Annotated in this window: 20 protein-coding genes; 14 read left to right on the top strand and 6 right to left on the bottom strand. The window is 62.5% G+C overall.

Going from position 1 to position 20183, the window contains the following annotated elements; all coding sequences use genetic code 11:
- Window positions 1–52: 52 nt before the first annotated feature.
- From ACR0JC_RS08420 to ACR0JC_RS08430, 3 genes are all read right to left on the bottom strand, one after another.
- On the bottom strand, window positions 53–1219 hold the full coding sequence (locus ACR0JC_RS08420; protein WP_170340472.1) for an alpha-hydroxy acid oxidase: 1167 nt from the start codon (window positions 1217–1219) through the stop codon (window positions 53–55).
- 158 nt (window positions 1220–1377) lie between these two features.
- Window positions 1378–2169, bottom strand: coding sequence for a tryptophan synthase subunit alpha (trpA, locus tag ACR0JC_RS08425; RefSeq protein ID WP_170340474.1), 792 nt, complete (start codon window positions 2167–2169; stop codon window positions 1378–1380).
- 78 nt (window positions 2170–2247) lie between these two features.
- On the bottom strand, window positions 2248–2733 hold the full coding sequence (locus tag ACR0JC_RS08430; protein WP_170340476.1) for an acyloxyacyl hydrolase: 486 nt from the start codon (window positions 2731–2733) through the stop codon (window positions 2248–2250).
- 195 nt (window positions 2734–2928) lie between these two features.
- Here ACR0JC_RS08430 and ychF point away from each other — a divergent pair, with 195 nt between their 5' ends.
- The 8 genes from ychF to ACR0JC_RS08470 all read left to right on the top strand — a co-directional run bounded on the left by ychF (window position 2929) and on the right by ACR0JC_RS08470 (window position 11699).
- On the top strand, window positions 2929–4026 hold the full coding sequence (gene ychF, locus ACR0JC_RS08435) for a redox-regulated ATPase YchF (RefSeq protein WP_170340478.1): 1098 nt from the start codon (window positions 2929–2931) through the stop codon (window positions 4024–4026).
- A 73-nt stretch (window positions 4027–4099) separates the two neighbouring features.
- On the top strand, window positions 4100–4981 hold the full coding sequence (locus ACR0JC_RS08440; RefSeq protein ID WP_170340480.1) for a LysR family transcriptional regulator: 882 nt from the start codon (window positions 4100–4102) through the stop codon (window positions 4979–4981).
- Window positions 4982–5065: 84 nt separating this feature from the next.
- A complete protein-coding gene (locus ACR0JC_RS08445; RefSeq protein WP_480752664.1) occupies window positions 5066–6769 on the top strand; it encodes an NAD(P)H-dependent oxidoreductase subunit E in 1704 nt (567 codons plus the stop codon).
- A gap of 11 nt (window positions 6770–6780) precedes the next feature.
- Window positions 6781–9564 carry a formate dehydrogenase subunit alpha gene (gene fdhF / locus ACR0JC_RS08450; protein WP_480763769.1) on the top strand — a complete coding sequence of 928 codons (2784 nt, stop codon included), beginning with the start codon at window positions 6781–6783 and terminating at the stop codon, window positions 9562–9564.
- Window positions 9565–9681: 117 nt separating this feature from the next.
- Entirely contained in the window at window positions 9682–10470 is a 789-nt protein-coding gene (locus ACR0JC_RS08455) for a cyclase family protein (RefSeq protein ID WP_170340488.1), read from the top strand.
- Window positions 10467–10988 (top strand): thioesterase family protein, encoded by a 522-nt coding sequence (locus ACR0JC_RS08460; protein ID WP_170340490.1) that lies wholly within the window; start codon window positions 10467–10469, stop codon window positions 10986–10988. The genes ACR0JC_RS08455 and ACR0JC_RS08460 overlap by 4 nt, the downstream gene beginning before the upstream one ends.
- A gap of 85 nt (window positions 10989–11073) precedes the next feature.
- On the top strand, window positions 11074–11292 hold the full coding sequence (locus tag ACR0JC_RS08465; RefSeq protein WP_254428944.1) for a YMGG-like glycine zipper-containing protein: 219 nt from the start codon (window positions 11074–11076) through the stop codon (window positions 11290–11292).
- Window positions 11293–11333: 41 nt separating this feature from the next.
- Window positions 11334–11699 carry a hypothetical protein gene (locus tag ACR0JC_RS08470; protein WP_093965024.1) on the top strand — a complete coding sequence of 122 codons (366 nt, stop codon included), beginning with the start codon at window positions 11334–11336 and terminating at the stop codon, window positions 11697–11699.
- Between the two features lie 9 nt (window positions 11700–11708).
- Here the strand turns inward: ACR0JC_RS08470 and ACR0JC_RS08475 are convergent, their stop codons facing one another.
- Window positions 11709–11903 carry a SlyX family protein gene (locus ACR0JC_RS08475; RefSeq protein ID WP_093964614.1) on the bottom strand — a complete coding sequence of 65 codons (195 nt, stop codon included), beginning with the start codon at window positions 11901–11903 and terminating at the stop codon, window positions 11709–11711.
- 128 nt (window positions 11904–12031) lie between these two features.
- Between ACR0JC_RS08475 and hisS the strand changes: the two genes are divergently transcribed.
- Genes hisS through hisG form a run of 3 tightly spaced genes read left to right on the top strand, consistent with a single transcriptional unit; the run spans window position 12032 to window position 15297 of the window.
- Window positions 12032–13519 (top strand): histidine--tRNA ligase, encoded by a 1488-nt coding sequence (hisS, locus tag ACR0JC_RS08480; RefSeq protein ID WP_170340492.1) that lies wholly within the window; start codon window positions 12032–12034, stop codon window positions 13517–13519.
- Between the two features lie 3 nt (window positions 13520–13522).
- Window positions 13523–14611 carry an ATP phosphoribosyltransferase regulatory subunit gene (locus tag ACR0JC_RS08485; protein WP_170340494.1) on the top strand — a complete coding sequence of 363 codons (1089 nt, stop codon included), beginning with the start codon at window positions 13523–13525 and terminating at the stop codon, window positions 14609–14611.
- Window positions 14608–15297, top strand: coding sequence for an ATP phosphoribosyltransferase (gene hisG, locus ACR0JC_RS08490; RefSeq protein ID WP_170340496.1), 690 nt, complete (start codon window positions 14608–14610; stop codon window positions 15295–15297). The genes ACR0JC_RS08485 and hisG overlap by 4 nt, the downstream gene beginning before the upstream one ends.
- A gap of 2 nt (window positions 15298–15299) precedes the next feature.
- Here the strand turns inward: hisG and ACR0JC_RS08495 are convergent, their stop codons facing one another.
- Complete coding sequence (locus tag ACR0JC_RS08495) at window positions 15300–15731, bottom strand: DUF1489 family protein (protein ID WP_170340498.1); 432 nt, start codon at window positions 15729–15731, stop codon at window positions 15300–15302.
- Between the two features lie 129 nt (window positions 15732–15860).
- Between ACR0JC_RS08495 and ACR0JC_RS08500 the strand changes: the two genes are divergently transcribed.
- The 3 genes from ACR0JC_RS08500 to rpsD all read left to right on the top strand — a co-directional run bounded on the left by ACR0JC_RS08500 (window position 15861) and on the right by rpsD (window position 19632).
- Window positions 15861–18143 carry an adenosylcobalamin-dependent ribonucleoside-diphosphate reductase gene (locus ACR0JC_RS08500; protein WP_170340500.1) on the top strand — a complete coding sequence of 761 codons (2283 nt, stop codon included), beginning with the start codon at window positions 15861–15863 and terminating at the stop codon, window positions 18141–18143.
- 294 nt (window positions 18144–18437) lie between these two features.
- Window positions 18438–18815: a hypothetical protein gene (locus ACR0JC_RS08505; RefSeq protein WP_170340503.1), complete on the top strand. Its 378-nt coding sequence runs from the start codon at window positions 18438–18440 to the stop codon at window positions 18813–18815.
- Between the two features lie 196 nt (window positions 18816–19011).
- Window positions 19012–19632 carry a 30S ribosomal protein S4 gene (gene rpsD / locus ACR0JC_RS08510; protein ID WP_093964621.1) on the top strand — a complete coding sequence of 207 codons (621 nt, stop codon included), beginning with the start codon at window positions 19012–19014 and terminating at the stop codon, window positions 19630–19632.
- Window positions 19633–19699: 67 nt separating this feature from the next.
- Here the strand turns inward: rpsD and ACR0JC_RS08515 are convergent, their stop codons facing one another.
- A complete protein-coding gene (locus ACR0JC_RS08515) occupies window positions 19700–20161 on the bottom strand; it encodes an Lrp/AsnC family transcriptional regulator (RefSeq protein ID WP_170340505.1) in 462 nt (153 codons plus the stop codon).
- Window positions 20162–20183 lie beyond the last annotated feature (22 nt).

Consider the following 20183-nt stretch of genomic DNA (forward strand, 5'->3'; position numbering starts at 1 on the left):
CGTCCTTAGACCGAATCCGGCCATTTGGAAAGGGGTAAAAACGATTTCCGCGTCATTCCTGCCAGCGGCCGCAGAAATCCTGCGGGACAAGCAGGTTGTGCGGCCCCAGATCGGCCACGTTGCGTTCGCCGCACAGGGCCATGGTGGTGTCCAGTTCCTTCTGGATCACCTCCAGCGCGGTGGTCACGCCCTTTTGGCCCATCGCGCCCAGCCCGTAGACGAATGCGCGCCCGATATAGGTGCCCTTGGCCCCCAGCGCCAGCGCCTTGAGCACGTCCTGCCCCGAGCGGATGCCGCTGTCGAGATGCACTTCGACGTCGCCGCCCACCGCATCCATGATCCGTGGCAGCATCCGGATCGAGCTGAGCGCGCCATCCAACTGCCGCCCGCCGTGGTTCGAAACCACGATGGCGTCGGCGCCCAACTTGGCCGCCATCTTGGCGTCTTCGGGGTCCAGGATGCCCTTCAGGATCACCTTGCCGCCCCATTGCTCCATCAGTTTCTCGATCTTCTTCCAGTCGAGGCTGGGATCGAACTGTTCGGCCGTCCACGCGCCCAGCGATGAGGCGTCCGAGATGCCCTCGACATGGCCCACGATATTGCCGAACTCGCGTCGTTTCGCGCCCAGCATCTCGATGCCCCAGGCCCATTTCGTCATCAGGTTGGCGATCGTTTTGGCCGTCAGTTTCGGCGGGGCGGACAGGCCGTTCTTCAGGTCCTTGTGCCGTTGGCCGAGGATCTGCAGATCCAGGGTGATGACCAGGGCCGAGCATTTGGCATCCTTGGCGCGCTGGATCAGGCGGCGGACGTAATCTTCGTCCTTCATGGTGTACAGCTGAAACCAGAACGGCGCGCCGGTATGTTCGGCCACATCTTCGATCGAGTTGATCGACATGGTCGACAGGGTGAAGGGCACGCCGAAATCCAGCGCGGCCTTGGCGGCCTTCATTTCACCGTCCGCATGCTGCATTCCGGTCAGGCCCACGGGTGCCAGGGCCACCGGCATGGCAACGTCCTGTCCGATCATCTGCGACGCGGTCGAGCGGCCGGACATGTCCACCGCAACCTTCTGGCGCAGGCGGATGTCGTGGAAGTCTGAGCTGTTGTCGCGGAAGGTCTGCTCGGTCCAGCTGCCGCTTTCGGCATAGTCATAGAACATCCGGGGCACCCGGCGTTCATAGATGCGTTTCAGGTCGTCGATATTGGTAATGACAGGCATGGCCGCGCCCTTCTGCAGATTGGTTAGGTTTCTTTACCAATTCTTCCGTCGCGGCGCAACGGCCAGTTGCGCAAGTGGTCAGGTGGGACGAAGGCGCAAAGAAAAACCGCCGCAGGCGTGCGGCCTGCAGCGGTTGCAATCCGTTTGGGGTTCTGGCGTCAGGCGCTGTGGGCGCCGTCTGACAGCGATTTCACGAAGTCCAGAACCTCGGCCACCGGTTTGCCGGCGGCGATTTGGCTGACGATGGCCGAGCCGACCACCGCCCCGTCGGCAACGCTGGCGATGGCGCGCGACTTCTCGGGCGTGTTGATGCCGAACCCCACGATCACCGGAAGATCGGTCGCCGCCTTGATACGCGCGACCTCGGGGCCGACATCGGTGGCCTTGGCCTCGGCCGCGCCCGTGATGCCGGTGATCGAGACGTAATAGACAAAGCCCGATGTGTTCTGCAGCACTCGCGGCAGGCGCTTGTCATCGGTAGTGGGCGTGGCCAACCGGATGAAGTTCAGCCCGGCCGCCTGCGCGGGCAGGCACAGCTCGTCATCTTCCTCGGGCGGCAGGTCGACGACGATCAGGCCGTCGATGCCGGCCTCTTTGGCGTCGGCCAGGAACTTGTCTACGCCGCGGCTGTAGATCGGGTTGTAATAGCCCATCAGTACGATCGGGGTGGTGTCATCGGTTTCCCGGAACGCCTTGGCCAGATCCAGCGTGCGTTGCAGCGTCATGCCGCCGTCCAGCGCCCGTTGACCCGCCGCCTGAATGGTGGGGCCGTCCGCCATCGGATCGGTGAAGGGCAGGCCCAGTTCGATCACGTCCACGCCGGCCCCCGGCAGGCCGCGAACGATCTCAAGCGAGGTGTCGTAGTCGGGATCCCCGGCCATGATATAGGCGACAAAGGCCTTCTTCCCCTCGGCTTTAAGGGCGGCGAACTTGGCGTCGATACGGGTCATGGACGATCCTTGCATACAGGTTTGGACCTGATGTGCAGAAACTTTGGCCGAAAATCAATCCCGTCCTGAGCGGTGGGGTCAGAAGTTCAGGTGATACCGCAGCAAGAGCGCGTTCACGCCGGGGTTTTCCTCTTGCGTGCTGGCGTTCGATTTGTGGGTCACGGCCAGCGATATGTCATTGCCGTTGTTCAACGTGTAGCCCAGCCCGAAAAGGCTTCGGATTTCGAAGCTCCCGCCAAGGTCGTTCAATTCGTTGGCTTCGCTGTAGAAACCCGGCATCACGCTGCCTTCCACGAACCATCTGTCGGCAAAGGAATAGACCCCGATCACCCCGGCGCCGATATGTGTGTTTCCATCCTCGTCCACCGACAGCGCGGCCCCCAGCGCAGCGCTGAAGCGGGTGGCCTCGTGAAATGGCCGGTGCTGGTATTCGAGGGAAAAGATCGCCTGGTCAATCGAGCTGCTGTCGGAATAGTCGGCGTAGCCGGCGCCGAAAATCACCGACTGCGCCTGCGCGGCTGTTGAAAAAGCCAGAAAAGCGGCGCTTGAAAGGAGGTTTTTCATGGGGATGTTCGCTGTTGATATTCGTTAAATGTTAAAGTTTGACACTATTCTCTCGTGTTCAATGTCAACAAGCACACGTTTTCCCTACATTTTCGTGATGTTGCAGTTTGGACTCAGGGCCAGCAGCCGCAGGTGCCTTGCGCATTGCACCGGACCCGCATAGAAGCAGCCCGCGAATGGCATCAGGAGGCCGTCATGGGCTTTAAAATGGGTATCGTGGGTCTGCCGAATGTCGGCAAGTCGACCCTGTTCAACGCGCTGACCAAGACCGCGGCCGCGCAGGCGGCGAATTTCCCGTTCTGCACGATCGAACCCAATGTGGGTGACGTGGCCGTTCCCGATGCGCGTCTGGACAAGTTGGCTGCGATCGCCAAGTCGAAGCAGATCATCCCGACCCGGATGACGTTCGTGGATATTGCAGGCCTGGTAAAAGGCGCCTCAAAAGGTGAAGGGCTGGGGAACCAGTTTCTGGCCAACATTCGCGAAACCGATGCCATCGCTCATGTGCTGCGCTGTTTCGAAGATGGCGACGTGACCCATGTCGAAGGCAAGGTCGATCCGGTGGCCGATGCCGAGACCATCGAGACCGAACTGATGCTGGCCGATCTGGAAAGCATCGAAAAGCGTCGCGCCAACCTCGTGCGTAAACTCAAGGGCAACGACAAGGAGGCCCAGCAGCAGGACCGCCTGCTGGCCAACGCGCAAGAGATGCTGGAAAGCGGCAAACCCGCCCGTTTGGTCGAGGTGTCTGACGAGGATGCAAAAGCCTGGAAGATGCTGCAGTTGCTGACCACCAAGCCGGTCCTGTATGTCTGCAATGTCTCGGAAGAAGACGCTGCCGAAGGCAATGAATATTCCGCGCGTGTGGCCGAGATGGCCGCGGCGCAGGGCAATGCCCATGTCATCATCAGCGCCAAGATCGAAGAAGAGATCAGTCTGCTGGAGCCTGAAGAGGCGCAGATGTTCCTCGAAGAGATGGGGCTCGAAGAACCGGGCCTCGATCGGCTGATCCGTGCGGGGTACGACCTGCTCAAACTGGAAACCTATTTCACGGTCGGCCCGAAAGAGGCCCGCGCCTGGACCATTCGCAGGGGTACTGCAGCGCCTCAGGCGGCCGGTGTCATCCACGGGGACTTTGAAAAGGGTTTCATCCGCGCCGAGACCATTGCCTATGATGACTTCGTAGCGTGCAATGGCGAACAGGGTGCCAAAGAGGCCGGCAAGATGCGTGCAGAAGGCAAAAGCTATGTCGTCAAGGACGGCGACGTGATGCACTTCCTGTTCAACACCTGATCACGAAACAGCTTTTCTGGGCGGGCATTGGCGGTATCTTACGGTATCGCTCCAATCCGCCCGAGGCCCGCACGTGTTCGAAATCCGCGATCTGCAATTGCTCAGCGCCTTGGCGCGCTACCGCCATTTTGCCAAGGCGGCCGAGGAGTGCGGCATCTCGCAGCCTGCGTTCTCGATGCGCATCCGCAACCTCGAAGACCGGCTGGGCGTGTCGATCGTACGCCGGGCCAACCGGTTTCAGGGCCTGACCGAAGAGGGCGAGATGATCGTCCGCCGCGCCCGCCGCATTCTGGATGACGCCAAGGCGCTGGAGCAGGAGGTGCAGGCGATAAAGGGCGAGATCACCGGCACCCTGATCCTTGGCGTGATTCCGACCGCCATCGCCTTTACCGGACGCCTGATCAAACATCTGCAGGCAGCCCATCCCCGCATCCTGTCGCGGATCGAAACCATGTCGGCCACCGCGATCCAGTACCGGCTGGACGAAGGCAGCATCGATGCCGGGATCACCTATGGCGACAGCATCGGCACCGATCTGCGCCATGTTCACCCGCTGTATGAAGAAACCTATGTGCTGCTTGTCCCTCAGCACATGACGCAGGAAACTGGCCCGATCCCTTGGGCACGCGTGGCCGAGTTTCCGCTCAGCTTGTTGGAGCCCCAGATGCAGAACCGGCGCATTCTCGACAGGATATTTGCCGAACAGGGGTTGCATCCGCGTGTAGTGGCCGAAACCAGCGGGTTTACTGCCTCGATGGTCATGGCGCGCGAAGGGCTGGCGGCGACGGTCGTGCCACGGGTTCTGGTGCGGGCGCTCGGCGATTTGAAAGGCACGCGTGTCCTGCCTCTGGTCGACCCGGTGGTCAGCAAGCCGATCTGTCTGGCGACCTTGGCGCGGGATCCGGAATTGCCCACCGTTGGCGCATTGCGGCAGGTCGTGACGTCTTTGCGGTGATAAACTGTCGTTATCGTGCCATTGGTTTTTGCGATTTGACGATATGCTACTCTGATGAGAGACGAGGCTCGATCGGAGGGCATCATGGCACCATTGGATACCAAGCCGTCAGGCGCGCCAAAGGGCGTCTGGAAGTCAGGTAAAGGCAAGGGGCGGCACACGCCCAAAGGCCGTCAATTCACGGACGAGGCGCAGGCCGAGATTCAGCGCCTGCTGGGCGACCGCCCGCGCCGCCGCGATCTGCTGATCGAGTTTCTGCACCTGATCCAGGATGCGCACGGCCATATCAGTTCCGACCACATCGCCGCGTTGGCCGTCGAGATGCGGATCGGTCAGGCCGAGATCTACGAGACCGCGACCTTCTATGCCCACTTCGACGTGGTGAAAGAAGGTGAAACTCCTCCGCCGGCCCTGACGATCCGCGTCTGCGACTCACTGTCCTGCGAAATGGCAGGCGCGCAGCAGTTGAAAAAGGCGCTGGAGGACGGGCTGGACCCGTCCGAGGTGCGCGTTCTGCGTGCGCCCTGCATGGGGCGCTGCGACACCGCGCCGGTGCTGGAACTCGGTCACAACCACATCGACCACGCGACCCCCGAAAAGGTACAGGCCGCCATCGCGGCGGGCGACACCCACGCCCATCTGCCCGAGTATGAGACCTTCGCGACCTATGTCGAAAACGGCGGGTATGCCAAACTGAAAGAGCTGCGCGAAGGCGGCGACTGGGAAGAGGTTCAGGAACAGGTTCTGGCCTCGGGGCTGCGCGGTCTTGGCGGCGCCGGCTTCCCGTCGGGCAAGAAATGGGGCTTTGTCCGCATGAATGACGGCCCGCGTTACCTGGCCGTGAACGGCGACGAGGGCGAACCGGGCACCTTCAAGGACCGCTACTATCTGGAGCGCACGCCACATGTTTTCCTCGAAGGTATGCTGATCGCCGCGTGGGCAGTCGAGGCACAGACCTGCTTCATCTACATGCGTGACGAATATCCAGCCGTTCTGGAAATTCTTCGGCGCGAGATTGTTGCGCTGGAACAGGCCGGGATCGTCGAGAAAGGCTATATCGACCTGCGGCGCGGCGCGGGCGCTTACATCTGCGGCGAAGAATCCGCGATGATCGAATCGATCGAGGGCAAGAAGGGCCTGCCGCGTCACCGCCCGCCTTTCGTGGCGCAGGTCGGTGTATTCGGCCGCCCGACGCTGGTGCACAATGTCGAGACGCTCTACTGGGTGTCCAAGATCTGCCGGGAAGGCCCGGAAATCCTAGATTCGGTTGAAAAGAACGGCCGCAAAGGCCTGCGAAGCTATTCGGTCTCGGGCCGCGTGGCGAAACCCGGCGTCTACCTGCTGCCGGCCGGCTCGACCATTCTTGACGTGATTGAGGCCGCCGGAGGCATGGCCGAGGGCCACGTCTTCAAAGCGTATCAACCGGGCGGGCCGTCTTCGGGTCTTCTCCCGTCCAGCATCGACGACGTCCCGCTCGACTTTGACACATTGCAGCCGCTGGGCACCTTCATCGGGTCCGCCGCCGTGGTCGTCCTGTCCGATCAGGACACCGCGCGCGATGCGGCGCTGAACATGCTGCGGTTCTTCGAGGACGAAAGCTGTGGCCAGTGCACGCCCTGCCGGGCGGGCTGCGAAAAGGCGGTCAAGCTGATGCAGGCCGAGAAGTGGGATACGGGCCTGCTGGAAGATCTGTGCCAGGTGATGGGCGATGCCTCGATCTGCGGTCTGGGGCAGGCGGCCCCGAACCCGATTCGCCTAGTCATGAAACATTTCGCCAATGAGATCTGAGGGAGACAGCCATGCTTGACGCAAGCGAAACCAAGACCGTCACCTTCAACCTGAACGGCGAAGACGTGACCGTGCCCGAGGGCACCACGATCTGGGAAGCGGCCAACGGCAAGGGTCTGGTCATCCCGCACCTGTGCCATAAACCTGCGCCGGGCTATCGCCCCGACGGCAACTGCCGCGCCTGCATGGTCGAGGTCGAGGGCGAGCGGACGCTGGTCGCCTCGTGCATCCGTCCGGCGGCTGAAGGTATGGTCGTGAAAACCGACACTGACCGCGCCGAGAAATCGCGCGCGCTGGTGATGGAACTGCTGGTGGCCGACCAGCCCGAACAGCCGCATGATGCCTCGAGCCATTTTTGGGACATGGCCAAGCTGAACGATATCAGCGACAGCCGCTTTCCGGCGAAAGAGCCCGAGAAGATCCCTCTTCTGGATGACAGTCATGTGGCGATGCGGGTCAATCTGGATGCCTGCATCAACTGCAACCTCTGCGTCCGTGCCTGCCGCGACGTGCAGGTGAATGACGTGATCGGCATGGCCGGTCGCGGGCATACCGCCCAGGTGGTGTTCGACCAGAACGACCCGATGGGTGACTCAACCTGCGTGGCTTGCGGCGAATGCGTTCAGGCTTGCCCCACCGGCGCGCTGATGCCCGCCACCGTGCAGGACGACCAGCAGCGCGGCGACAGCAAGGATTACGACAGCGAGACCGAAAGCGTCTGCCCCTTCTGCGGGGTGGGCTGCAAGGTCAGCCTCAAGGTCAAGGACGGCAAGGTCAAATATGTCGAGGGCATCAACGGCCCCGCCAACGAAGGCCGCCTGTGCGTCAAGGGCCGGTTCGGGTTCGACTATATCCACCACCCGCACCGCCTGACCAAGCCGCTGATCCGGCGCGAGGATGCACCGCCAAAGGGCCTGAACGTCGATCCCGCCGACTGGAGCACCCATTTCCGCGAGGCGACCTGGGACGAGGCGCTGGATCTGGCCGCCAAGGGGCTGATGGAGTTGCGGGATGAAGATCCGCGCAGCGTGGCGGGCTTTGGCTCGGCCAAATGCACCAACGAAGAGGCCTATCTGTTCCAGAAGTTCATCCGGCAGGGCTTTGGCCACAACAACGTGGACCACTGCACGCGGCTGTGCCACGCCTCGTCGGTGGCGGCGCTGATCGAGAACGTGGGCTCGGGCGCGGTGACCGCGACCTTCAACGAGATCGAGAACGCCGATGTGGCCATCATCATCGGCGCCAACCCGATCGAGAACCACCCCGTCGCAGCCACCTATTTCAAGCAGTTCGCTAAGCGCGGCGGCAAGCTGATCGTGATGGACCCGCGCGGCGTGGGCATGCGCAAATTCGCGACCGAGATGCTGCAGTTCCGGCCCGGTGCCGATGTCTCGATGCTGAACGCGATCATGAACGTGATCGTCGAGGAAGAGCTGTATGACAGCCAGTACATCCACCGCTGGACCGAGAACTGGGAGGCCGAGAAGGAGCACCTGCGCCAGTTCACCCCCGAGAAGATGGCACCGATCTGCGGGATCGAACCCGATCAGCTGCGCCGCGTGGCCCGGATTTTCGCCAATGCGAATGCGGGCCTAATCTTCTGGGGCATGGGCGTCAGCCAGCATATCCACGGCACCGATAATTCGCGCTGTCTGATCTCGCTGGCGCTGATGACGGGCAATGTGGGCAAGCCCGGCGCGGGTCTGCACCCGCTGCGGGGGCAGAACAACGTGCAGGGGGCCTCGGACGCAGGCCTGATCCCGATGTTCCTGCCCGACTACCAGTCGGTCACCGACGACGCCGTGCGCGCCAAGTTCAGTCAGGTCTGGAACTCGGGCGACTTCTCGAACGAGAAGGGCCTGACCGTGACCGAGATCATCGACCACGCCTATGCGGGCAAGATAAAAGGCATGTACATCCTGGGCGAAAACCCGGCCATGTCCGACCCCGACGTGCACCACGCCCGCGAGGCGCTGGCCAAGCTGGATCTGATGATCGTGCAGGACATCTTTTTGACCGAGACGGCGAACTATGCCGACATCATCCTGCCCGCCTCGGCGCTGTATGAAAAGAACGGCACGGTATCGAACACGAACCGTCAGGTGCAGCGCGTGCGCCCCGCGGTACCGCCGCCGGGCCAGGCGCGCGAGGACTGGGCGATCACCGTCGATCTGGCAAAGCGCATCGGGCTGAACTGGGATTACACGGATGTTTCGCAGGTGTTCAACGAGATGAAGCTGACCATGGCTTCGCTGGACAACATCACATGGGAGCGGCTCGAGAGCGAGAGCATCACCTATCCGTCGCTGTCCGAGACCGATCCGGGCCAGTCGATCGTGTTCGGAGACGGCTTCCCGCGCCCGGATGGCCGTGCGAAATTCACCCCTGCCAGCATCATTCCTCCGGATGAGGCCCCGGACGAGGAATTCCCGATGATTGCCACCACAGGACGGCAGCTGGAACACTGGCACACCGGGTCCATGACCCGTCGTGCCAAGGTTCTGGACGCGGTCGAGCCCGAGGCGAACTGTTCGATGAATCCGCGTACGCTCAAGCTGATGGGGATCGAACCCGGCGAGATGGTGCGTCTGACCACCCGGCGCGGCTCGATCGAGATCATGGTGCGCGCCGACCGGGCGATCGCCGAGGACATGGTGTTCATCCCCTTCGCCTATGTCGAAGCGGCGGCGAACATCCTGACGAACTCGGCCATCGACCCCTATGGCAAGATCCCCGAGTTCAAGTTCTCGGCTATCCGTGTCGAAAAGATCGAGGACGCCATTGCGGCCGAGTAACGACTGCCACCACTCACCAAAACCCTGAAAGGGCGGGCCAGCGTGCCCGCCTTTTTCTTGGCTTGACAGATGCTTGCAGCCAGCCAACCCTTGGGCCGCGTAATCCCGGAGGAGTTCATGGCCCGCCGTTTCGTCGATCTGTCCGTTCCGCTGGAAACCGGCATCGTGTCGGACCCGCCGATCATGCTGCCGCAGATCGAATACATGAGCCACGATCAGACGGCCGAGCAGGTGATGGCATTTTTCCCCGGCCTGAAGAAAGAGGACCTGCCCGGCGGCGAGGGCTGGGCCATCGAACGGCTGCAGATCGCCACCCATAATGGCACGCATCTGGACGCGCCGTACCATCACCACTCGACCATGAACCGGGGCGAGAGGGCGATCACCATCGACGAGGTGCCGCTGGAGTGGTGCATGAACCCGGGCGTGAAACTGGATTTCCGGCATTTCGAGGATGGCTACGTCGTCACCGCCGCCGATGTCGCGGCCGAGCTGAAGCGGATCGGGCATGACCTGCAACCGCTGGATATCGTCGTGGTCAACACCTCGGCCGGCACCTGTTATGGCCAGCCGGATTACCTGATGAAAGGCTGCGGAATGGGGCGCGAGGCCACGCTGTACCTGACCGAGCGCGGCGTGCGGGTGACTGGCACCGACGCCTGGAGTTGGGACGCGCCCTTTCCGCTGACCGCGCAGGAATACGCGGAAACCCATGACCCCTCGATCATCTGGGAGGGGCATCGCGCGTCGTTGGAGATCGGCTATTGCCACATGGAGAAGCTGACCAATCTGGAAGGCCTGCCGCCCACGGGGTTCGAGATCTCGTGCTTTCCGTTCAAGATCAAGGGCGCCTCGGCCGGGTTCATCCGCGCGGTGGCGATCTTCGAGGAGGACGACGGCGAATGACTCCGCAATCAGAACCCTTGGGCGGCCATGACGGACCGTACCCCGCGCCGGTCGAAATCACCGGTTTCACGGTTCGGCCAGACTGGATCGATTACAACGGCCACATGAATGTGGGGTATTACGGCGTGGTGTTCGATCTGGCCTTTGAGCGCCTGCTGGTCGATCACTTGGGCCTGGGCGAACCGCAGGTCGCGGCGCTGGGGCAGGGGCCGTACATCCTGCAATCGCATCTGCATTTCCTGCGCGAGGTTCGCGAGGGCGAGGCGCTGGTGTTCCGGTTTCGGGTGCTGGACGCCGATCATAAGCGTGGTCACTATTTTGCGCAGATGGTGTCGGCCGAGGATGGCGTGGTCTGTGCCACCCAAGAGGCCCTGTTCATGAATGTCAGCCACACAACAGGCCGGTCGGAACCCTACCCGGACTGGGCCGCGGCGCGGCTGGCGCGAATGGTATCCGACCATGCCGCATTGCCCCCCGAGCCGCAGATCGGCAAACCAATCGGCATTCGGCGCAAATAGCCTGAGAGTGGCCTTTGTTGCCAGAATTCCAGGAGCAGGCTACGCTGATCACCCGGTTTGGGCTTGGTCACGGGAGGGCAACCAAATGTGGATCCTGAGGAAATGCGCGCAGGCGCCAGCCTGCATATTGGCGGCATCGTTGATCGTCTTGCCTGCGTCAGCCGCTTTGGCGGAGAAGAAGAAGGAAGAAGACGCGCTGAAGGGCGCCCTGATCGGCGCCGGCGTCGGAGCGTTGATTGGAGATGGCAAAGGCGCGGCCGCAGGTGCGGTTGTCGGTGCCATCATTGGGGCAAACCGCAAGTGACGGGGGTGTCCATGACTGACCGCCATCAGAAAGGAGCCCTGATGCGACTGCTTGATTTCAAACCGGTTCTGGCCGGCTTGATCCTTCTCCCTTCCATCGGCACGGCGGACGAGGCCGCCGACCAGATGGCGCAAGACGCGCTTCCGCTGATGTACCACACCTGCGCTTCGGTCATCGAAGAGGCTGATGGGAATGATGAATACGTTTTCGACGTCGTCAGAAAGATGACCGCTCTTTCGCTCTACAACCGTCAGGTTGATATCGAAGAGTTTGCATCCTCGGACGAAGAAAAGGCCAAGCTACGTGAGGCTTTTCTTTCAGCGTTGACCGAAGGTTGCGCAGGCGATGAGGATGCCCTGTTGGGTGGTGTCGTCGACGATGCCGTTAGATCAACGCTTGGGCTGTAGGGGTCGGGCTCAATAGTGCGGTGGGCGCTCGTCGCCCAGAATGACCCCGCCGGATCCTTCCTGCGCACGTTCGGCTTCGCGCTGCATCAACATCGCGACGTGGCGGGTCAGGCGGTCAATCTCGTCCTGCTGTTTGGCGACCACCATGCTCAGGTCGTCCACGGTGCGGGTCAGATGGGCAATTTTCTCTTCCAGATGCTGCATCGCTGGGGCTCCTGTGATCTGGTGCGGTCATACCGCTGTGGCGCGCGCAATGCCAGCGCTGGCTTGCCCCGACCCAGACCATGGGATAGACCGCGCGCGCAAGTGATGAAATCCCAAGGACGCCCCACATGGCCAAGCCCAAGAAACAGCCCCGCCCCAAGGCCGTCACGCCGAAAGGGTTCCGCGACTATTTCGGCCAGGAAGTCACGCAGCGCACCGAGATGCTGCGGACGATTGCGGACGTCTATCATCGCTATGGGTTTGATGCGCTGGAAAGCAGCGCCGTGGAAACGGTCGAGGCGCTGGGCAAGTTCCTGCCCGACGTCGATCGCCCGAACGAAGGCGTGTTCGCCTGGCAGGAGTTTGACGAGGGCGGCAACGGCGACTGGATGGCGTTGCGCTATGATCTGACAGCACCTTTGGCCCGGGTCTATGCCCAGCACCGCAACGACCTGCCCACGCCCTATCGCCGCTATGCGATGGGGCCGGTCTGGCGCAACGAAAAGCCGGGGCCGGGACGGTATCGCCAGTTCTATCAGTGCGATGCGGATACGGTGGGCACGGCCAGCATGGCCGCCGACGCCGAGATCTGCGCCATGCTGTCGGATACGCTGGAGACCGTGGGCATCCCGCGCGGCGACTATCTGGTGCGGGTCAACAACCGCAAGGTCCTGAACGGTGTGCTCGAGGCCATGGGTCTGGGCGCGGACGCGGCGGCGCGCGATGACGTACTGCGCACCATCGACAAGTTCGACAAGGTGGGCGAGCAGGGCGTGCGCGAATTGCTGACCAAGGGCCGGCTGGATGCCTCGGGCGCGTTCATCGATGGTGTGGGCCTGTCCGACGATCAGGCCGAGCCGGTGATCGCCTTCCTGACGTCCAAGGCTGATGACACCGCCGGAACGCTGGCCAACCTGCGCGCGGCCGTGGGCGACAGCAAGATCGGCGCCGAAGGCATCTCCGAGCTGGAACAGATAGGCGAGCTGCTGGCCGCGGGTGGCTATGGTGCCGATCGCATCCAGATCGACCCCTCGGTCGTGCGAGGGCTGGGATACTACACCGGTCCGGTCTACGAGGCCGAGCTAACCTTCGAGATCTTCGACGAAAAGGGCCGCAAGCGGCAGTTTGGGTCGGTCTCGGGCGGCGGGCGCTATGATGATCTGGTGAAGCGTTTCACCGGACAGGAAGTGCCCGCGACGGGCATCTCGATCGGGGTCGACCGGTTGTTGGCCGCGCTGCGCGAAAAAGGTCGGATCAAGTCACATGACACCGGGCCGGTCGTCGTGACCGTGATGGACCGGGACCGCATGGCCGACTATCAGGCGATGGTGGCCGAACTGCGCAATGCCGGCATCCGCGCCGAGGTTTACTTGGGCAACCCCAAGAATTTCGGCAATCAGTTGAAATACGCGGACAAGCGGAACTCGCCCGTCGCGGTGATCGAGGGCGGGGACGAGAAGGACCGTGGCGTGGTTCAGATCAAGGACCTGATCCTGGGCGCCAAGATCGCCGAGAGCGCCACGCTCGAGGAATGGAAGGAACGCCCCAGCCAGTTCGAGGTGCCGCGCGGTGATCTGGTCGCCAAGGTGCGCGAGATTCTGGACAGTCAGGACTGAGCCATGCCCAATCGATCCCAGATCCAGGCCCGGGCCGCGATGATGCGCGTGCGCTTCGAAGCCGCCGGGGCACAGGTCGTCGACACGCCGCTGCTGCAATCGGCCGAGACGCTGCTGGACCTTTACGGCGAGGATATCCGCGCGCGCGCCTATGTCACCTCGGACGCGCTGCGCGGCGAACAGATGCTGCGCCCGGATTTCACTCTGCCGGTGGTGCAGATGCACATGCGCGACGGGGCCGAACCGGCGCGCTATACCTATTCGGGCGAGGTGTTCCGCCGTCAGGAACATGACCCCGACCGCGCCAATGAATACATCCAGGTGGGCTATGAGGTCTTTGACCGCGACGATCCGGCAGGGGCCGATGCCGAGGTGTTCTCGCTGTTTGCCCTGCAATTGCGGGGCCTGCCGCTGCGCGCGGCGACCGGCGACATCGGCATTCTGACCGCGGCCGTACAAGGCCTGCGCACCTCCGACCAACGCAAGGCCGCGCTGATGCGCCATCTGTGGCGTCCGCGCCGGTTTCGGTCTCTGCTGGACCGGTTCGCGGGCCGCAAGCCCGAGCCGGACCACCGCGCCGCTTTGCTCGGGGCGGCCGACCCGATGGCCTGCGACGCGCCGATGATCGGCAAGCGCCGGCCGGCCGAGATCGCCGCCCGTATCGACGCCCTGCGCGCCGACCGCGAAACGCCGCCGATTTCCGACACGGAAATGGCCGGGCTGGATTCGTTGCTGGGCGTGCGCGAGACCATGCCCTATGCGCTGGAGCATCTGCGCGACATCGCCGTCGATCTGCCCCAGATCACCCCCGCCCTGGACCGGCTCGAGGCGCGGATCGCCGCCCTGCAGGCGCGTGGCGTTGATGTCGGCAAGCTGGATTTCGAGGCCTCGTATGGGCGCACCTCGATGGAATATTACGACGGGTTCGTTTTCGGTTTCTACGCCGAGCGCCGCCCCGACCTGCCGCCCATCGCCACCGGCGGGCGCTATGACGCGCTGACGCGGCGGCTGGGCAACGGGGCCGAGATCCCGGCGGTGGGTGGCGTGCTGCGCCCCGACCTGATGCTGGAAATCGAGGAGGCGGGCCAATGACCCTGAAGCTGGGCGTGCCGTCCAAGGGGCGGCTGATGGAGAAAACCTTTGCCTGGTTCGCCCGCCACGGGATCGAGCTGTCGCGCGCCGGGTCCGACCGGGAATACGCAGGCAAGGTGGACGGGATCGAGGATGTCTCGTTGATCCTGCTGTCCGCCGGAGAGATCCCGCGCGAACTGGCTGCCGGGCGGATTCACCTGGGCGTGACCGGCACTGACCTGGTGCACGAGAAACTTCCGCGCTGGGAACAGCAGGTCGAAGAAATCGCGCCGCTGGGCTTTGGCCAGGCCGATCTGGTGATCGCGGTTCCGGCCTGCTGGGTCGATGTCGAGACGCTGGATGATCTGGACGCCGCCGCCGCCGCCTTCCGCGTCGCGCACGGACACCGCCTGCGGATCGCCACCAAGTACCACCGTCTGGTGCGCGAGTTCCTGACCGATTCCGGGGTTGCCGACTATACGCTGGTCGACAGCCAGGGGGCGACCGAGGGCACGGTGATGAACGAAACCGCCGAGGCGATTGCCGACATCACCTCGACCGGTGAGACCCTGCGTGCCAACCACCTCAAGATCCTCTCGGATGGATTGATTCTGCAATCGCAGGCCACTTTGTGGCGCAGCCGGGTTGCGGAGTACGGGGCCACTGAAAAGGCCGCTCTGGCAGAAGTGATGCGCCGTCTGGGCTGAGGTCAGAGCACGCCGATCTCGGCCAGCGCGCGGTTCAGATCCTCGGGCAGGGCGTCGTCCTGCGCGCGGCTTTCGGGCAGGTCTGCGGGGCTGTCCTCGGGTTTCAGATAGCGCCAGCCCTGAAACGGCCGTTTCTGCGCGCCCTGGGTGCGGTGGACCTGCGGGTCCAGCACGATGGCGCAGCGGCGGATGCCATCCTCACCCGTCACCTCGTCCAGCCGCAAAATGCGCTGGCGGCACTGGATGACACCCTTGATGACCCAAAAGATCGATCCGCCGTTCAGAATCTCGGGCTCGCGCTTGGGCCACATGCGGGTGATGTGGCGGGGCAGGCCGTCCGCGAACCGCCGGCGATAGCTGTCCTGCCAGGCGATCAGGCTGTCAACGCTCTCGGACCCGACCGAGAGTTTCACGAGGTTGATGTACTTATCCACAGCTTTCCCACAGAGTCGTCCCACGGACCATCTTTATATTGTAGCTTACCGTTGCGCGCTATCAAGCTGTTGTGGTTCGGCGCTGGTTTGGTCTAATCTGGATGCCTCTTTCAAGACAGGGAATCACCAATGAGCCGCTTTGCCGCCCCCATCGCCGAGCAGATCTGGGACATGAAATACCGCTTCAAGAAGGCGGATGGCACGCCGATCGACAAGTCGGTCGAGGATACGTGGCGGCGGATTGCGCGCGATCTGGCACGGGTGGAAAAGGACCCCGCGCACTGGGAACAGAAGTTCTACGAAGCTCTTGAGGACTTCAAATACCTGCCCGCCGGGCGGATCACGGCCGGAGCAGGCACCGCGCGGCAAGTGACCCTGTTCAACTGTTTCGTCATGGGCACGATCCCCGACAGCATGGGCGGCATCTTCGACATGCTGAAAGAGGCCGCGCTGACCATGCAGCAGGGCGGGGGGATCGGCTATGATTTCTCGACCATCCGGCCGCGCGGCGCGGATGTGCATGGGGTGGCCGCCGATGCCTCGGGGCCGCTGTCGTTCATGGATGTGTGGGACGCGATGTGCCGCACCATCATGTCGGCCGGCTCGCGCCGGGGCGCGATGATGGCGACCATGCGCTGCGACCACCCGGATATCGAACAGTTCATCACCGCGAAATCCGACCCGGCCCGGCTGCGCATGTTCAACATGTCGGTGCTGGTGACCGATGCCTTCATGGAGGCGGTCAAAGCCGATGCTTCGTGGGATCTGGTCTTTGACGGCAAGGTCTATCACACGGTGCAGGCCCGCGATCTGTGGAACAAGATCATGCAGGCCACCTATGACTATGCCGAGCCGGGCGTGATCTTCATCGACCGGATCAACCAGGCCAACAACCTGAGCTATTGCGAGACCATCGCCGCCACCAACCCGTGCGGAGAGCAGCCACTGCCGCCTTATGGCGCCTGTCTGTTGGGTTCGATCAACCTGGCGCGGCTGGTGTCAGCACCGTTCGAAGACGCGGCTCGTCTGGACGAGGCGGCATTGCAGGAGCTTGTCGCCACGGCCGTTCGCATGATGGACAACGTGGTGGATGCCTCGAAATTCCCGCTGCCGCAGCAGGCCGCCGAGGCGCAGGCCAAGCGTCGTATCGGTCTGGGCGTGACCGGGCTTGCGGATGCGCTGTTGATGCTGGGTCTGCGCTATGGCTCGGACGAGGCGGCGCGTCAGACCGAGCGCTGGTTGCACGCGATCGCCCGCGCCGCGTATCTGGCGTCGGTGGACTTGGCCAAGGAAAAAGGGGCCTTTCCCCTGTTCGATGCCGAGAAATACCTGGCCAGCGGCACCATGCAGCAGATGGATGACGATGTCCGCGAGGCAATCCGCGAGCATGGGATCCGCAATGCTCTGCTGACCTCGATCGCACCCACCGGGACGATCTCGCTGTATGCGGGTAACGTGTCGTCGGGGATCGAGCCGGTCTTTGCCTATGCCTACACCCGCAAGGTGCTGCAGAAAGACGGATCGCGCACCGAGGAAGAGGTGGTGGACTATGCCGTTCAGATGTGGCGCGACAAGTTCGGCGACGTCGAACTGCCCGACTTTTTCGTGAACGCTCAGACCCTGACCCCGGCCGAGCATGTCAAGATGCAGGCGGCCGCCCAGAAATGGATCGACAGTTCGATCTCGAAGACGATCAACTGCCCCGAGGACATCTCGTTCGATGCCTTCAAGGACGTGTACATGCAGGCCTGGGATCAGGGCTGCAAGGGCTGCACCACCTATCGCCCGAACGACGTGACCGGCTCGGTTCTGACCGTCTCGGAAAGCGACGACAAGGTGCCGGGCGAAAGCGCCGATGCCCCGCACGAGGTGGACGGCGGCGACGTGATCTACATGTCCGAACCGCTGGACCGGCCGCAATCGCTTGAGGGTTCGACCTACAAGCTGAAATGGCCCGACAGCGAACACGCGATCTATTTGACGATCAACGACATCGTCATCGGTGGCCGGCGGCGTCCGTTCGAGGTGTTCATCAACTCGAAGAACATGGAGCATTACGCTTGGACGCTGGCGTTGACGCGGATGATCTCGGCCGTGTTCCGGCGCGGGGGCGACGTGTCTTTCGTGGTCGAGGAACTGAAGGCCGTGTTCGACCCGCGCGGCGGGGCCTGGGTGCAGGGCAAGTACATCCCCTCGATCCTGGCGGCCATCGGCGGCGTGATCGAGCAGCACATGATCGCGATCGGGTTCCTTGAGGGGGAAGGGATGGGGCTGAAGTCCGACCCGCAGGCGCAGGTGGTCAACATGGATGCCCCACGCGGCAAGGCCTGCCCGTCCTGCGGCCAGTATGACATGGTGATGATCGAGGGCTGCATGACCTGCCGCAGCTGCGGACACTCGAAATGCGGTTGACGAGTGCCACATAACTGTCGTTAAAGTTGTATTGTGTTTTGCCGGAGTCTCAATTTGATTTGACTCTCCGGCAACATTCTCGTGAAAGCTGCAATTCCGTCTCTTTTCCGCCGGATTCATCGTTGATACACCGCTAGTGTACGGGGTGATGAGTTTGAAAGGTCGGGCGGGCAGATGACAGCCGGGTATAACGGTCGCGTAGCAGTATTTTGGTCCCAGACGGAAATTGACGGGCTTGAAGCAGCGCCTGTGGCAGATTTGGCCATTGGAGCGTCTTGGTCGTGGCATGGGTGCATGACACGCTTGCCGGATTGTGACGCGGAATATTCCGTACAGACTGGACATGATCAGGCGTTGATGGCGTTGGCCGGGCATGGCCCCGAAGCCGCAACGCTGAAGCCGATCGCCACGCTTGCAGTTATCTCATTGACGAATGGGGCGCAGACCTACGAGGCCGAGTTGACGTTGGTCGAAGGTCAGAAGGACGCGGTTCTTCTGTTCGAAAATGGCTGCCCCGCGCGGGGTCAGGACTTCTGGGTGTGCGCCGTCGAAGAATATGCCGACGCAAGCCAATCGGGTGCGGGCAACGTTGTTTCCTTCCCCAAGCATCGCAGGTCAACGGAGCAAACGCTGGTTCTTGCGCCGCACATGACTGCCACCGCCGCTGAATAAACGGCCCATTCCTTAGGAACTATTTCTTCGTCCACGCATCGCAGCGTGTTGACTCTGGTCTGTCCGCAGATATAAGCGCGGCTTCATTGGTGTTGGTGGCCCTCGCAAGGGGATGCCTGTCATGGGGGAAACCTCAAGAGGACAACGCCCTTCATAGTGGCCTGTCAGGGCCTCGACCTTAAGAAGGAGATCAGCCGTGACCAAACGCACGTCTGCCAAGCACAAAATCGACCGCCGGATGGGCGAAAACATCTGGGGTCGCCCGAAATCCCCGGTCAACCGTCGTGAATACGGCCCCGGCCAGCATGGTCAGCGCCGCAAAGGCAAACTTTCGGACTTCGGTCTGCAGCTTCGCGCCAAGCAGAAGCTGAAAGGCTACTACGGCGACCTGACCGAGAAGCAGTTCCGCCGCATCTATGCCGAAGCCGTACGTGTGAACGGCGATACTGGTGAAAACCTGATCGGTCTGCTGGAGCGCCGTCTGGACGCTGTTGTTTACCGCGCCAAATTCGTGCCGACAGTGTTCGCCGCACGTCAGTTCGTGAACCACGGCCACGTCAAAGTGAACGGCAAGCGGGTGAACATCCCCAGCTACCGCGTCAAGGAAGGCGACGTGATCGAGGTCCGCGACAAGTCTAAGCAACTGGCCGTCGTTCTGGAAGCCGTTGGTCTGGCCGAGCGTGATGTTCCGGATTACCTGGAAGTTGACCACTCGAAGATGACCGCGACCTTCGTGCGCACCCCGTCGCTGGGCGACGTGCCGTACCCGGTCATGATGGAACCGAACCTGGTCGTCGAATTCTACGCGAAGAACTGATCTCCGCGGACAGTTTCAGAAAACGGGCCGTACCTGCGAAGGTGCGGCCCTTTTTCATGGCAAACACTCAGATCGGCAGAGGGCGGTCTTCGGCGATCGCCTCCATCGCGAAATACGAGGTCACGCTGTCCAGTTCGACCTTCTCGATCAGGCGCTGATAGACTTTGTCATAGGTCGCCATATCCTGCGTCACGACCCGTAGCTGATAGTCGTAGTCGCCGCCGATCCGGTGGAAATCCACGACTTCCGGAATGGTCAGGACATGGCTGCGAAAGGCCTGCAGCCATTCGGCCGAGTGGTGACGCGTGCGCAGCATAACGAATACGACCAGATTCAGCCCCAGTTTTTCGCGCGCGATCCGGGCCGTCGACCCTGTCAGGACGCCTGCATCGTTCAGCGCCTTCAATCGCCGCCAGCAGGCGTTTTGCGACAGGCCGACTCGCTCGGCCAGTTCGCGCTGGGAAAGGGTAGCGTCTTTTTGCAGTTCGCGCAAAAGGCGCTTGTCAATTAGATCTATATTTTCACTCATTACAGATCATATGACCCAAAAG

The sequence above is a fragment of the Ruegeria sp. CH5 genome, assembly GCF_056537025.1.

What these genes read in the sequence shown, in the direction of transcription:
- hisG (WP_170340496.1), top strand. Translation starts at nt 14,608, where the DNA reads ATGACCCTGAAGCTGGGCGTGCCGTCCAAGGGGCGGCTGATGGAGAAA.
- ACR0JC_RS08420 (WP_170340472.1), bottom strand. Translation starts at nt 1,219, where the DNA reads ATGCCTGTCATTACCAATATCGACGACCTGAAACGCATCTATGAACGC.
- fdhF (WP_480763769.1), top strand. Translation starts at nt 6,781, where the DNA reads ATGCTTGACGCAAGCGAAACCAAGACCGTCACCTTCAACCTGAACGGC.
- trpA (WP_170340474.1), bottom strand. Translation starts at nt 2,169, where the DNA reads ATGACCCGTATCGACGCCAAGTTCGCCGCCCTTAAAGCCGAGGGGAAG.
- ACR0JC_RS08485 (WP_170340494.1), top strand. Translation starts at nt 13,523, where the DNA reads ATGCCCAATCGATCCCAGATCCAGGCCCGGGCCGCGATGATGCGCGTG.
- ychF (WP_170340478.1), top strand. Translation starts at nt 2,929, where the DNA reads ATGGGCTTTAAAATGGGTATCGTGGGTCTGCCGAATGTCGGCAAGTCG.
- ACR0JC_RS08505 (WP_170340503.1), top strand. Translation starts at nt 18,438, where the DNA reads ATGACACGCTTGCCGGATTGTGACGCGGAATATTCCGTACAGACTGGA.
- ACR0JC_RS08430 (WP_170340476.1), bottom strand. Translation starts at nt 2,733, where the DNA reads ATGAAAAACCTCCTTTCAAGCGCCGCTTTTCTGGCTTTTTCAACAGCC.
- ACR0JC_RS08500 (WP_170340500.1), top strand. Translation starts at nt 15,861, where the DNA reads ATGAGCCGCTTTGCCGCCCCCATCGCCGAGCAGATCTGGGACATGAAA.
- ACR0JC_RS08515 (WP_170340505.1), bottom strand. Translation starts at nt 20,161, where the DNA reads ATGAGTGAAAATATAGATCTAATTGACAAGCGCCTTTTGCGCGAACTG.
- ACR0JC_RS08460 (WP_170340490.1), top strand. Translation starts at nt 10,467, where the DNA reads ATGACTCCGCAATCAGAACCCTTGGGCGGCCATGACGGACCGTACCCC.
- ACR0JC_RS08475 (WP_093964614.1), bottom strand. Translation starts at nt 11,903, where the DNA reads ATGCAGCATCTGGAAGAGAAAATTGCCCATCTGACCCGCACCGTGGAC.
- ACR0JC_RS08470 (WP_093965024.1), top strand. Translation starts at nt 11,334, where the DNA reads ATGCGACTGCTTGATTTCAAACCGGTTCTGGCCGGCTTGATCCTTCTC.
- ACR0JC_RS08465 (WP_254428944.1), top strand. Translation starts at nt 11,074, where the DNA reads ATGTGGATCCTGAGGAAATGCGCGCAGGCGCCAGCCTGCATATTGGCG.
- ACR0JC_RS08455 (WP_170340488.1), top strand. Translation starts at nt 9,682, where the DNA reads ATGGCCCGCCGTTTCGTCGATCTGTCCGTTCCGCTGGAAACCGGCATC.
- ACR0JC_RS08445 (WP_480752664.1), top strand. Translation starts at nt 5,066, where the DNA reads ATGGCACCATTGGATACCAAGCCGTCAGGCGCGCCAAAGGGCGTCTGG.
- hisS (WP_170340492.1), top strand. Translation starts at nt 12,032, where the DNA reads ATGGCCAAGCCCAAGAAACAGCCCCGCCCCAAGGCCGTCACGCCGAAA.